The following is a 12,912-nucleotide window of genomic DNA, read 5'->3' on the forward strand; positions in this document are numbered from 1 at the left end:
TGCCTTGGCAGTGGCCGGTTGAGCGCGGCTGCAGAACGGGCAGAAGGCAACCGCGGCTGCGAAGGGATGTTCGCAGCCCGGGTTGACGCAGCTAATGGCAGGGGGGCGGGATGTGGCCATGGTAACCAGCTGAAATCAGGCGACAGGCAGCGGTGGCGGCGGCGCCATCGGTGCTGCGAACAGGGAAGCAAGCTCCGGCAGCGCACTGGCAGCGGTCCAGGCAAGGCCTTCGCGCCACAGCAGGCTGTTGCCGGTGATGCTGCCTGCGGCGACGTACTGCTGCAGGTGCTGCACCGTGTACGGACCCAGTGACTGGCCGTTATGGGCCAGGTAATACTGGTATGCCACGCCCAGCGGAGGCGGCGGCAACGGGCTTCCCGGCGGGGGCGGCGGTACTGGACCGGTTGCGATGGCCGGAGCCGTCTGCGCAACGGTTGCAGCGGCCGCAGCGGCCGTCATCTCATAGAACGCGGGCGTCACCTGCCGCTTCTCGCCGCGATCCTGCGCCACTTCATCGCTGTACGCATCGCCGGTCGAACCTTCGATGGTGCTGGTCCAGGTGTTGAACAATGCCTGGGCCTGCTGCTCGATGGCGGCAGCATTGTCGCCGGCCTGCTGCTCCAGACGGCTGCGATACTCCTGTGCAAGCAGCTCGCTCAGCTTGTAGGGGAAGCGCTTCTTCAGGCTCTCACGACCCTGCTGGTCTTCTTCCTTCTGCGGCTTGTAGGCGACGCTGGCGATGTGGCGGAACAGGTGCATCAGCAGGGCCAGCTGCACCGGCTCACGCAGGTTGGCCGTGCGCGCGCGCACCTGCTCCTGCAGGTTGCGCTTGTCGTTGCCGTCGAGCCCGCTCTGGCGCACGGCAAATTCATCGCCGATGCTGAAGCTGTCTCCCTCCAGCTTGATTTCATACTTGCCATCGGGCCGCCGTTTCAGCACGCCCAGGCCCAGTGCGTGCAGGTACAGCCGGAAGTCTTCGGCGAACTGGCGGTACTGGTCCTGCGAGAACTGCATGGGCTGGACGAACTGGCTTACCCGCTTGTGCGTATGCAGGGGGATGAGCGCCGCTTCGGTCCGGTATGCGGCCTGGTAGGTTGGCAGCGGGGTCAGGGCAGGGGCCGGGAAACCGGAAAGCTCGGTGAAGCAGACAAGCTTGCCCGCGATGCCCGACTCGACGAAGGACAACTGGCCGGCGGTCATGCCGATGCCTTGCGGCAATGCCTGTTCCAGCTGGGCGCCGTACAAGCTGCGGAAGGTGCTGGCGTTCTTCACGCCGATGAGGCAGGTGTAGCGATCCTTGTTGATGCCAAATCCACCGTTGAGGTTCAGCGGAACCCACGGCATCGCGCGCTGCATCAGCAGCCTGAAGGTCTCGCGCAGCTGATCCGGGGTCAGCGCCACCAGTGCCTGCATCAGCGGATCCTGCTGGCTGCGCGCGCTTTGCGGCAACTGCGCGGTGGCCTTGCTGCGCAGCTTGGTGACCAGCTCGTCGGCCCCACCATCGCTGACCAGCTTCTGGAACAGCGTCTGTGAACCACCAAAATCCTTGAACGCATCCTTGGCCCACTGACGGAACTCGAGTGGGTCGATCGCAGCCACTTCCTCGTCCTGCGGCGCCTTCAGCGCGATCAGCGTGGCGTGCTTCTCTGCGATGGCAGCTTCGATCTTGGCGATGTCGCGGTCGATGCGCTGCAGCAGTTGCTCGACCGATTGGCGGCCTGCCTGCAGTCGGCCGACGAACCCACTCCACACCGGGCGGCCGCTGGCATCGATGCCTTCCTTCTCGCCCAGCCAGCCGGAGACTTCGCGCAGCAGCGCAGCTGCCTCACGCGCGGCCACGGCGCGCACATAGAACAGCAGGCGGTCGCCGATGGTTTCCTTGATCTGCGCCAGTACCGTCTCGGCCTGCTTTTCCTTGCCGCTGATGCGTGCCAGCAGTCCGCGGCCGGTGGTTTCCTTCAGGCGCTCGAACTCGCGGGCAAGCTCGGCGTTGCTCAGGCGCTCACTGATCTCGGCAAAGCGCTGTGCGTTGCGTTCAAGTGCGGGAATGATGCCGGTGGCATCGTTTTCCAGCCTATCCTTGATCATTTCCACCAGGGCCAGCGTGTAATCCAGGCCGCCGCGCTCGTCGTCGTCCAGGCGGCGGAAGATCTGCGATGGCAGCGCAAGCTCGTCGATGATGCGTGCAAAGGCCTGCTGGCGATTCTCGCGGATGCGGACCTCATGGTTGCGGCCGGCGCTGTCCACGCGGTTGCCCTGGGTGTCGCGCTCCAGCTGCTTGATGATGTCCTGGACATGCAGCGGCCACTGTTCGCGGTCGGCGCTGCCGAACATCAGCTGCTGGAAGGCTGCTTCGACCTTCTGCTCGATCTGGGCCCCGATACTGTTGTCGCCGCTGACCTTCAGCAGTTCATCGGCAACCTGGTAGTGGGTGAATTCACCGTTGACCGTGGCCAGATCGCCGCGGGACAGGAACTGCGGAATCTCGGTGAAGGTACGCGGCACCACCGACAGCTGCTCGCGCATGAAGTCGTCGCGCTCCTTGTCGGTCGGACGGTTGCCCGCAACCTGCGCAGTGGCCACGCCGAAGAATGCCTTCAGCATCGCCTGGACCTGCTGGTTGATGCGGACGTTCTGCCGCTGGTCGACCTGCGTGTCCAGTACAGCCTGGCCAACGCCGGAATAGCTGGCGGTGAAGCGCATCTCGGTGTCGTCGCCGTAGTCCTGCGGAAGCGGGACCGAGTAGGCGCGGATCTTGTGCTGGTTCTGGTTCACCGCTACCGAACGCTTGCGGTTGGCGAAGTCCTGCGAAGTGAAATCAGTGAAGAAGATGTCGGACAACATCTCGTAGATGTCTTCCTGCTCACTGGTCTTGGCCATCGCAACATTGGTGTTGTCGACGATGTACACATCATCGAACGGCCGCGCATCGATGCTGAGGTTGTCCGAGGCATTCCACTGCTTGACAAGGCGGGTGCCGCGCAGCGCGGTTTCCAGCTCCATCAGGGCCGCGTAGCCGTTGGCCTGGATGCGGTCAGGGTTGGTCGTGCTGACAAAACCGCCGGGCAGGACCATGTACAGGTCCACCTTGCCGTCGACATTCTTCTCCTTGAGGATCGCCTTGGCCAGGTAGCCCATGTCCAGGAAGGAACCCGAACCGGTGCCGCCCGCCACCGAACCGGTGATCACCACGCGGACCTTGCCAGGCTCGATTTCCAGGCCCAGTCGCTTCAGTCGTTCCGCACGTGCACCGATGTTGCTCAGCAGCGTTTCCAGCTTGTCACGCAGCTTGTCGCGGATCATCGGGTACTTGTCGAAGAAGTACAGCCTGGAAAGGGCGCGGATCTGCCCGGCGCCCTTGCTCGGGTCGATGCCCAGGTTGGCGATCTTGTCCGGCGTCAGCGGAAACCATTCGGCCACTTCGCGATGACGGCGAAGTTCATCGTTGGAGTGGGTGTACTTGGCGAGGTCCAGCCGCTCGATGATCTTTTCTTCGGGCGTGAAGGCGACCTGCTCGGCAATCACATCGGTCTTCACCGACTTGCCGTCCTGGGTCACTTCGCCTGCGTCCAGATCGAAGTTGATGAACTGGGCAACCGGGAAGTCACTGAGGTCTTCCACCCGTGCATTGCCGCCCCAGATGGCATTGAGGATGCGCCGGCGAAGGCGGATGTTGACCTTCATGCCGGTGCCGCCGAGGGCGATGAACAGCGTCGGCCGGATTTTTTCGGTCACCTGGGGCGGCGCGGCGGTCGCCGTCGAAGCGTTGTCGCTGGACTGGCTCATCGTCTGCTCCTGCGTCAGCGTTTGGCGGAGAAGGTGGCAAGCCACGCCACCAGCGAAACCAGGGCCAGGCCACCCAGCGGGAACAGGTAGAGCGGTGCGAGGAAACGGCCGCTGTTGACGAAGCCAAGGACTGCCGCCGTGGCAACGGCCATCAAAGCGAGAAACAGGAACCACCCCGACGCATTGGCACGGCTGGGCGCCACGCGCTCCTTGACGCGCCAGTTCGCATACGTGTTCTTGATCACGAAGAACACTATGGCCAGAACCAGCAGCACGACGCCGCCGATCAGCGCGTCACGACTGTTGGTCTGCTCGCCGACCGTCACATCCCAGTCACCGGTCAGGGTCAGGCTGGGCTGCTGAGGGTTGGTGGTGGGGGTGCCTGCAGCCGTCGGCGCCGGATCAGTGGCAGGCTGGTCGGTGACGGGGGCGGGAAGCGAACTTTTCTGGCTCATGCTCTGTCCTTGGGCGAATGCAGCAAATTGGGGTTACTTGAGGCGGATCGGGGTATCGGCATGGACCCAGGCCAGGCGCGCGCCGGTAAGTCCACGCTTGAGCGTGGCCACGTGTTGTCCATGGCTGTCCATCACCTGGGCCGAGGCGAACGGCTTGAGCCGGAACTGCTGGCTCTGGCCATCGACAACGACGGTGCAGGCACGGGCGCCGCCCAGCATGAGAGCGGCAAGCAGCAGCGCGGCAAGCAGGGCAACCCCGCCGCCGTAGACAACGACTGCAGGCCAGACCGGGTACTGGACCTTCAGCAGCAGCGGCACGCGGGTGACCGAACTGTTCAACTGCACTGGCGGCAGGAACACGTCCGGGAGTGCGTCGCCGGGGAACAGTTCGGCCATGTGGGCGATGAAGGCGGGCGACACCTGCAGCTGCTGGTCGTCCAAGCGGATGTCGATGGCCCCGCGTTTTTCGTAGCCGCTGCGCAGCAGTACTTCACGTGACCACTGTGAAGGCAGTGGCGGCAGTCGCAGCGCCAGCGTCAGTGGATCGCTCTGCTGGCCCGGTTCCAGAGCCTGCACGGCCTGCGTCGACAACGTGCCCTCCAGGCCGATCGCCGGCGGTGCGATCAGCGACGTGCGCGCGCTGTGGATCTGGTAGGGGTTGAACAGATTCTCGAAGCGGCCCTCGACCTGCGCCGTGCGCGCGAGCGTGCCGGCATCGAAGGACAGCACGAGGGTGGAACGATCGGCGGCAAGGCCGGCCTGGATGCCCGGGGAATTTTTCACACCGGTCGGCAGGAATCGCACGGCCGCCTCGGAAAGCGGCTTCAACCGCACGTGACCTTCCGGCAACAGGGTGGCCAGCGAGGGCTGCTGCAGGATGGCCTGCAGGGCGGAGCTGGCGGGTTCGCCATAGGCCAGTGCGTAGATCATCAACCCGTTGGCGCGGTAGTGCTTGCCCTGTACCGGCATCTTCAGGGGGAACGCAGCGACCCGGGTGATGACCGGCTCTTCGTGCAGCAGTTCATAGAATTCCCGGTTACGGGCGATGGTTTCATCGCTGTTGTTCGGGCTGTTCTTGTTGTTGGTGATCACCCAGATGATGCCAGGCCGGCTTTCCAGGCCGGTCTCAATGGCGCCCAGCAGGGCTTCCTTGAAATCCGTATCGGCCAGCGCACCGGACTGCTTGTGTGCCAAGTCCGCCTTGGCCAGTGCCTGGCCCAGACCCGGATGGCTGCCCGGCCCGCGATAGACCCATTCGGGGGACGGGTGGCGTGCATCAGCCTGGTTGAACAGTCCGACCACCACCTCGCCGTTGCCGCCGGCGGCCTGGCCAAGCCGGGTAACCAGCGGCTTGAACGGCGAGGCGGGATCTTCGTAGAACGGCTCCATCCAGCCTGAGTTCTGCACCAGGATGGCCTGTCGCAATGGTTCGGCCCATGCAGGAACGCTGGCGCCCAGCGCCATTGCCAGGATGAACAGCTGCAGGCCACGCATCAGCGCACGCTCCATCGCAGCAGCGTGCCGCGGTCGTCGATCCAGAGCCACAGCGCATCGTCGTGCATGAACCACTGCGCGTTCCAGGGTTCGGCCGCGTCCAGAATGTAGGTCTGGTTGGGGGATGCCGGCCAGCCAATGCAATAGCTCGCCTGCTGCCTGCCGCGGTTCTCATAGAACGACAGCAGGCTGGTGCGGCGCTCATTGGGGACGCGCAGGTACATCAACATGCCGTTCTGTTCAATTTCCAGGAACGGATGGATGACGTTGTCGGAGGCATCCGGATGGTCATCCGGATCGTAGTCCGCCCAGGGGCGATCCACCCGCACATTGAGCTGGAAGGTGCTGGCGCCGGTGCCTGTGGAGGCGCGTCGCAGCGGATTCTCATGGGGCAGGGAAGCGCCGAGCAGGACCGAGACAGTGCTCTTGTCTTCGCGCTGCAGCAGTTGCCAGTCGCCATCGCCGTTGCGGTAGGGCGGGCCCAGCATGGGCCGTGCCTGCGTGCCGGACGGCCACTCGTGCCAGCGGACGTCGATGCTCTCGCCGTTTTCCTGCACCTGCAACCAGCCTCGTTCGCCGATCCAGGCTAGCCCATGTCCATTGGCCACCACGACGGGTGCCGCAAGCAACGGCATCTGGGCCGGCACGTCGCCCTGTACCGGCAGCGTGTTCCAGCGGCCCTGCTGATGCATCGCGATCTGCGCCCGCCCACCGGCGTGAAGCGGAACCAGTGCAGCATCGCCCAGCCGACCTGGCGTCCCCAACGCAGTGCCTTCGCAGCGGTCTACGCTGTACTGCATGCGCAGAGGGTCGATCTGCACGAAATCCGCGCCAGCGTCGTTGGCAATAACCAAGCCAGAGCCCGTCGCTGCGGGCAGTGTAACTACCGCCGAGGCCCACTGGTCGAAACGGTGGCGCGCCAGCGGCAGCTTGCTGGCGCGCAGTGGTACCCAGCGCTGGCCATGGCGCTGCCAGATCCACAGCGAACCACTGCGGCCCAGTGCGAACAAGGCGTCGCGATGGCCACCGGCGTCGCTGGCGATGTACAGCAGACCGTTGCTGGCTGGCGGGTCAATGCGCACGGCGCTGCCCTGCATCGTGACTGCCGTCGTGCGCCAATGTGCGGTCAGCCGGCCGACCAGCTCGGCCAGCGCCCTGCCTGCATCTTCATCGCAGATCCGGTTGCCCTGGCTGCTGGCGCATGGCGGCAACCAGTTCTGGCTCCGGATGTCCGGCAGTGCCGAGCCGTCGAAAGGCGAGAACTTGAACTGGCGGGGTAGAAATCCCGCGTCGCCCGGTGCAGTCCGGGCGCCCGCGAGGTAGTCCAGGTCGGTCAGGACCGATGGAACAGGCAAGCCATCCAGTTGCTCAGCGTCGAATCGGTGGCCGTCCTGCGTCCACGCATCGTTATCCAGGCACCACGTGGTGCCCCCTGCACTTTCGGCAATCACGCCGACCCCCTGTGTCCATGCGTTGTGAAGGATAGCCTAAAATTCTCTGACGGCGGTCACGGTTTTTCCCTACAGCATGTAGGGATATGCCTTACACTCCCGAGACAGGACTGAGCTCTGTCGCAGTGCGGCCCGCCGAGGGGCTGCGGATCCGGCGGCAGCGCATGCGGGGTCCACGCAGGTCTCAAACGCTCGAGTCTGCGGCGATCAGGCGGATATACCTGCCTGCGCTGTGTACATCACCAACACGTTGACCAGGAAGAAGTAGACGCCGCCGATGAGGGCGTAGCGCAGCACGGTCAGGAGCTTGTTGCCGCCGGAGACCGGCTGCCGCATCCACAGCAGGTAGACCGGCACCGCCAGCCACTGGAGTGCCGTGATCCACAGGCCGAGCGTGGAGACCAGCGGCGAGGCGAGTGCATTGCTTATGCTGGTGACCAGAACGGTCGCCAGCGCCACCAGCATCAGCCAGCAGTAGCTGTACAGCGCCACTACCAGGTGCTCCAGGTAACCCATCGCGCGCGGGATGTAGGCGATGCGAAGGACCAGCGCGAACACCGGCATCAGGAAGAACAGCGCGCCGGGCGGGCGGTCAGAATGGCCTGCATGGTGAGGTCGGTCTTGCCGACCATGCGCTGGATGTTGGCGTTGCCGTTCTGCAGGAGCCGGTTGAGCCGGTGGTTGGCGAACTGCAGCAGGCCGGTGAGCACGATGGGATTGGTATCCGCATCCCAGGGCTTGTCGTTGATGGTGTAGTTGAAGAACGTGCTGTGATCGTCGTCGGCCGGTTGCACGGCGGCAGCGGCGGGCGTGCCGAGTTTGGCTTTACGCTGCGCGGCGGCGGCATTGACGGCAGCCTGGGCAATGGCAAAGCCGGGGCTGCCGGCATTGGTCGTGCTGGCCTGCTGGTCGATCAATGCCATCTGCTGTGCGCGTACCGCCTCGAACTGTTCGGCCGTGACGGCCTTGCCGAACAGCCGCAGCGGCTGCACGCAGCCTACCCGGCGGCCCTTGAGGTAGTTCAGGGCGATGCGGCCGGGCACCCACAGGTCGCGCAGCGTGCGGAAGATGCGGCCATCCACGTGCCAGAATGATTCGAACACTTCCTCGATGGCGTGGCCCACATGCTTGGGCGGGTTGTGCGCGGACTGCCCGCAGTGATGGCAGTAGTGGCCCTGCAGGGCGGTATCGCAGTTTTCGCAGGCGGCCTGTGCGGCCGAATCGGCATCGGGCAGGGCAGCGTGCATCCTGTCGGTCGAACTCATCGGGGCGAGGGGCCAAGCATTGGTTGAAGGCGCCGCTCATAGCCATTTTCAGGTTTCGTTCAGCTTTTGGTGCGGGGAATTCCTGCGTGCGTGCTGAGGTGCATCCACGCATGGCGTGGATCTACTGCAGGCGTGCTTCCATGTGCACGGCGTGGATTCCCGGGCCGTGGCCATCCGTTACTCGTTGGATGACGCAGAAGCCAAGCGCGGCGTAGAAGCCCTCGGTGGGCTGGCTGGTGCTCAACGCAACGCGCTCCACGCAGGGATCGGTTGCGGCGTGCTGCGGGCGCATCCGTGCAAGATGGCGGCCAAGTCCTTGTCTGTGCCGGGATCTCTCGACCATGCCCCAGCAGAACCCGGCCCTGCCGTTCACGGGAGGAGACAGCCCTCCGCAGGCGACGGTGCTGCCGTCGAGTTCGATGACCTGGTAGGCATGTGCCTCCGCCAGGTCGCGCAGGAATGCCTCGAATTCCGGCCGTTCTGCCAAGGCGAAGTAGGTGGGGAGGTTGCTGTCAAAGATCGCCAGGCAAGCATCCATATCGTTGCGGTGGTAGGGCCTGATCTTCATGGTGTGACCATAGCGCGTGAAGCTGGGCGCGGGGTACCGGGCCGCGCGCCTGGCAGGCAGTGTCGCCACCCGTACCAGGCGGCGGGCTGAGTTCAATGGAGGGCGCGGCGTAATGGATCCCTACGCGTCATCAGCCTGAGTGCAATCATTGCTGACACGCTCTCTCGTCCGCATGTAATGCAAATCGCTCAAGGGCGACAGTGGGATCCATCATCTTCAGCAAGCGATACAGTTGACGAGGCGCCAAGGGCATAACCAACCACCTCGGGGTTGAAAGAGGGATGGCCAACCGTCGCTGACGTGATTGATTGGCGACGGTGTCCATTCCTTCCGGCGAGGAGGTTCAATGGGAACATGGCTGGGGATGATTCAAGTTGTGCACGATGGATGCGCTCTGGAACAACGCCGCCTTGTTCCCCGGTGCGAATGAGCCACGACTATCGCCCAATGCTGGCGGCTCTTGCCTGGCTATCCTGCTGATGCTGTTCTTGCAGTCGTGCGGCCTGGGATTGCTGCTCCACCTGGCGGCTGACCACTTCGTATTTGTGCATTGATTCCTCAATCGGGGCTTTCACCGCTTGCTCGGTGGGCATGACCGCACGCAGATAGGCAGGGCCGTCCAGATTTCCCTGAACCACGAATACGTTGTGCGCGGCTGGATGTATTGAAGTGGCATTGCTCAACACCACATGATCCACCCGTGTCAGCCCATTGCTCTTTGCCAGTACGAGCAGGCTTGCCGTTATACGCTCGCTTGTCGCATCAAATTCACGTCCATGCTGGGTGTCCAATTCTGCTACACCATCGCGGATCTGCCGATATAGCGGGTCGGCCCGCATTGCGGCCATTGCCGTCGATGGTGTTGCCTCCTGTCGGGAAGGCGTCGCGTTCTTCACGTGGGACGGATTCACCGAGTGGTCGAGCGAGGATCGCACGGTTTGTTGCGGGCTATCGTTGCTGTCAGGAGAATCCCGTTCCCGGGCCCGGTGTATGTCTTCCGCAGTAGTCACGGCCGCGATGGTATAGGTCTTGCCGTCGGGCGCCAGGCGCAGATTGGCAATGGGGCTGTCTACGTCGTAATCGCCGTTGGCGTTCCGCTGCACCTGCAGGGCGGTGGTATTGGGGTCCAAGCCTTGGGCGGCCTGTGTGACCTGGACTGCGGCCACGCTTGCTGCTAATTGTTCTGCACTCGGGGCCACCCCGGCGTTCGCGTAAGCGCCCTGCAGCGTGTCGCGCATGCGCTCATCGGCCGTCATCGGCGACGGCGTCTGTATGGCGTGGGGTGGCGGTAGCGTCGCAGCTACGACGTCACGGGTGGCATCCAATTCGGTGCGCAGATTGCCGGTCGCAGTGGAATCGTAGATCACCCCATCGCTGATCCAACGGCCGTCCGCCTGGCGCTGATAGCGGTTGTCATCGGAGGCGGTCAAGGCGTCCAGGTCGGTGCGCGCCTGCTGCACAGCTTCGGGTATCGAGCCATAGGACGCCCAGCCATTCTCGGCATATGCTGCTTCGTAGCGCGCCGCAATCGCCGGTCGGCTGTTGGCGGCATTGTGCAGCACAATCTGGGCAGCGGCCTGATCGAGCTCGGCCGCTCGTTCCGGGCTGGCCACGTCGATCAGCGTCTCACGCTGGCCAAGCTCGTACACGGCAGTGGTCACCTCGCGCTGCCACTGCTGGCCGTCGGCCGTACGTGTCCACTGCGCCGGGTACCAGCTTTGTGGGTCGCTGATAGTGGCTGGTTGTGTGAACGGATCGTGTTGACTGGGCGGGCTGCCCAATACCAGTTTCACCGACTCGCTGGTTGCCTGGTAATTCAGCTGGTTGGCAAGGGCCGGTGGCGCGCGCAGCAGGCCACGCGTCGGGTTGTCCATGCCGTCGTCGCTGCTGTCGACAGGCGCGGATCGCTGCCAGCCCTGATCGGGATGGTCTGGATTGTAGGTCCAAGTGTTCCCCAGGCTGTCGGCCTGGTTGTAGATACGGCGGTTGTCAGTCCACTCGGCGATCTTATCGCCCGCGAACGCGCCAGCTATGCCACCGACGGCCCCTGTGACCAGCAAACCCGGGCCGGATTCGACGCCAGCGACTGCACCGACTGTCATGCCCAAGCCGGCACCGGCAAAGCCGCCAACACTGCGTGCACCGAAGTGGATCAACCCGGATTCAGCGGCCGTGTCATTGCCTTCGCTGCGTAACCGGCTACTGTTACGCAGAGCCTCACCTGCGTCATAGGCATCCAATGCCAGCGCTGCGATCCCCAAGCCACCACCGGCGCGTATACGGGTAGAGCGCACGCCGGAAGCGTGTGTCTCGAATGATTGCTGGGTATATCGCTCCAGACCTTCAACCACCTCACCAGAGCTGCGTTGAGTCAGTAAGTTTGCGCGCGCGGTGGGATCGACTTTGTCATTCGTAAGCAGGTTCTGTTCCAGATCGTGGTGCCAAGCCTTTTGCTGCTGCCAGCCATCCCGCAGTCGGCGGGTAGTGGCGAGATCGTTCAATCGTGCATCGCGCGCCTCCTGCAATGCAGCCCCGGGCAACTTCTGGCTGGTGTGGCTGTCGTACAGTTCTTTGCCTTCGCGATTGAAGATGCGAATCTGCACATCGGCGCGCTCGTGCACCTTGTCCAAACTGGTTGGCAGCATCCTGAACGCGTCATCGCGAACATCGGCGGGAACGTAGCGTCCATAGCCATTGCTGTCTATGTTTTGGGTGAAGCGCTGTTCAACTCCGAGCTCACTCTCCAGTTTAGGGGATGCAACGGCGCGCACCTCCACCTCGTAGCCCTTTGACTGTAGATCCTTGATCAGATTGGCTGTCTTCTCGCCATCGGCCAGTGTAGTGTCCAAGATCAAGTTCTTCTTGCCAGCCATGGCAAGGTCCCGCAACTCCCGGGCCCAGCGGCTGGCATCTGGATGAGAATCCGTGGACCACGTATAGGGGTGCTTGTTCTGAAGCTCCCCAATGTCGGGGTGGTACCTACGCAATTCGTCTGGGTCGATCGTGATTGCGTCGTGTTGAAGATCAGCCTCGGCCCTTCGCGCCAATCCCCCTTTACCCGCCCCAGGCTGTCCCGCGAGGATGATTGCTTTGGGCTGAGGTTGGGAAGTGACCCCACTGATTCCGCTGTCTGGAAGGATTTCTTGGTAGAACTTGAGGGAATGCGTTGCGTCGTCGAGACCTCCCTTTGGCGCTCTCATTCAAATGCTCTCGATCGATTCAAAGTAGTCCCACAGATCAGTCATCAGCCCAAGCCGCATCCCTCCGTTTCTGGAACTGGCCTGAAACATAAGGCGCTCCTTTTCCTTCGCTCGCGCAATCGTCACCGGATCGCCACTGACTTCGGCCGCCTTCAGTTCTTTACGGGCTTCGCCGATGAACGCATCGAGCGCAGCCTCTAAAGCCCAAATAGCCTGTTCAGACATGGGCGTGCCCTTGAACGGCTTTTGGACGACGCGATTCAAATCAGCTTGCAGTGTTTGGATGTGCTCCGGATATTCTTTGAGCATGTCGCGCAGTTTTTGCGGTACGGGAGGCAGAGAAGCATGTCGCATGGCAGGGCCTTTATGTATGGGGAGAGTGCTTCCGTTCTGTGCAAGGGACTACTCGATTGATGGGCCGAGTATAGGCAGGAGTGATCAACTGCTGCCGTGAAGCGGGTCACGTAGGTTGACCGGGCTCGATCCGGCCGTGCCGTACTGCTGATTCGGCGTTGTTCCTACGCGTGGAGATGGTCGCTGGAGCATATCGCCGCTGCGGCAGCGACGAGCAGGGCTGTGTCAGCGCCGAGCCGTGGTCAGCATCCGCCGCTGGCAGGAAGGTGAGCAGGCGAACAGGCTAGGGATCCTCTGAAGAATCCCCGGTAGTGCCGGCCGCTGGCCGGCAGCTTGAGC

9 protein-coding genes are annotated in these 12,912 nt (G+C 63.4%); all 9 read right to left on the reverse strand.

The genetic code is table 11. The annotated features are described in order from the left end of the window. Window positions 1-135 precede the first annotated feature (135 nt). The gene (locus ACQKDV_RS07160) at window positions 136-3,786 is read right to left on the reverse strand and encodes a tubulin-like doman-containing protein (protein WP_427783066.1); all 3,651 of its coding nucleotides are present in this window, start codon (window positions 3,784-3,786) and stop codon (window positions 136-138) included. Window positions 3,787-3,800: 14 nt separating this feature from the next. Next, a complete protein-coding gene (locus ACQKDV_RS07165; protein WP_427783067.1) occupies window positions 3,801-4,241 on the reverse strand; it encodes a hypothetical protein in 441 nt (146 codons plus the stop codon). A 33-nt stretch (window positions 4,242-4,274) separates the two neighbouring features. Then, window positions 4,275-5,735, reverse strand: a complete 1,461-nt coding sequence (locus tag ACQKDV_RS07170; protein WP_427783068.1) for a hypothetical protein — start codon at window positions 5,733-5,735, stop codon at window positions 4,275-4,277. Next, complete coding sequence (locus ACQKDV_RS07175; RefSeq protein WP_427783069.1) at window positions 5,735-7,090, reverse strand: hypothetical protein; 1,356 nt, start codon at window positions 7,088-7,090, stop codon at window positions 5,735-5,737. Before ACQKDV_RS07175 ends, ACQKDV_RS07170 begins: the two co-directional genes overlap by 1 nt. A gap of 303 nt (window positions 7,091-7,393) precedes the next feature. After that, window positions 7,394-7,750 carry a hypothetical protein gene (locus tag ACQKDV_RS07180; RefSeq protein ID WP_427783070.1) on the reverse strand — a complete coding sequence of 119 codons (357 nt, stop codon included), beginning with the start codon at window positions 7,748-7,750 and terminating at the stop codon, window positions 7,394-7,396. Beyond that, a complete protein-coding gene (locus ACQKDV_RS07185) occupies window positions 7,750-8,433 on the reverse strand; it encodes a DUF3667 domain-containing protein (RefSeq protein WP_427783071.1) in 684 nt (227 codons plus the stop codon). Before ACQKDV_RS07185 ends, ACQKDV_RS07180 begins: the two co-directional genes overlap by 1 nt. Window positions 8,434-8,572: 139 nt before the next feature. Continuing rightward, on the reverse strand, window positions 8,573-9,019 hold the full coding sequence (locus ACQKDV_RS07190; RefSeq protein ID WP_427783072.1) for a GNAT family N-acetyltransferase: 447 nt from the start codon (window positions 9,017-9,019) through the stop codon (window positions 8,573-8,575). Between the two features lie 437 nt (window positions 9,020-9,456). Next, entirely contained in the window at window positions 9,457-12,219 is a 2,763-nt protein-coding gene (locus ACQKDV_RS07195; RefSeq protein WP_427783073.1) for a zeta toxin family protein, read from the reverse strand. Beyond that, window positions 12,220-12,573: a hypothetical protein gene (locus ACQKDV_RS07200; RefSeq protein ID WP_427783074.1), complete on the reverse strand. Its 354-nt coding sequence runs from the start codon at window positions 12,571-12,573 to the stop codon at window positions 12,220-12,222. Between the last annotated feature and the right edge of the window lie 339 nt (window positions 12,574-12,912).

The organism is Stenotrophomonas sp. NPDC077659 (genome assembly GCF_050268705.1).
Lineage (GTDB): Bacteria > Pseudomonadota > Gammaproteobacteria > Xanthomonadales > Xanthomonadaceae > Stenotrophomonas.

Excerpts from the sequence above, each read along its gene's own strand:
- ACQKDV_RS07160 (WP_427783066.1), bottom strand. The coding sequence starts at position 3,786 with ATGAGCCAGTCCAGCGACAACGCTTCGACGGCGACCGCCGCGCCGCCC.
- ACQKDV_RS07165 (WP_427783067.1), bottom strand. The coding sequence starts at position 4,241 with ATGAGCCAGAAAAGTTCGCTTCCCGCCCCCGTCACCGACCAGCCTGCC.
- ACQKDV_RS07170 (WP_427783068.1), bottom strand. The coding sequence starts at position 5,735 with ATGCGTGGCCTGCAGCTGTTCATCCTGGCAATGGCGCTGGGCGCCAGC.
- ACQKDV_RS07180 (WP_427783070.1), bottom strand. The coding sequence starts at position 7,750 with ATGCCGGTGTTCGCGCTGGTCCTTCGCATCGCCTACATCCCGCGCGCG.
- ACQKDV_RS07185 (WP_427783071.1), bottom strand. The coding sequence starts at position 8,433 with ATGCACGCTGCCCTGCCCGATGCCGATTCGGCCGCACAGGCCGCCTGC.
- ACQKDV_RS07190 (WP_427783072.1), bottom strand. The coding sequence starts at position 9,019 with ATGAAGATCAGGCCCTACCACCGCAACGATATGGATGCTTGCCTGGCG.
- ACQKDV_RS07195 (WP_427783073.1), bottom strand. The coding sequence starts at position 12,219 with ATGAGAGCGCCAAAGGGAGGTCTCGACGACGCAACGCATTCCCTCAAG.
- ACQKDV_RS07200 (WP_427783074.1), bottom strand. The coding sequence starts at position 12,573 with ATGCGACATGCTTCTCTGCCTCCCGTACCGCAAAAACTGCGCGACATG.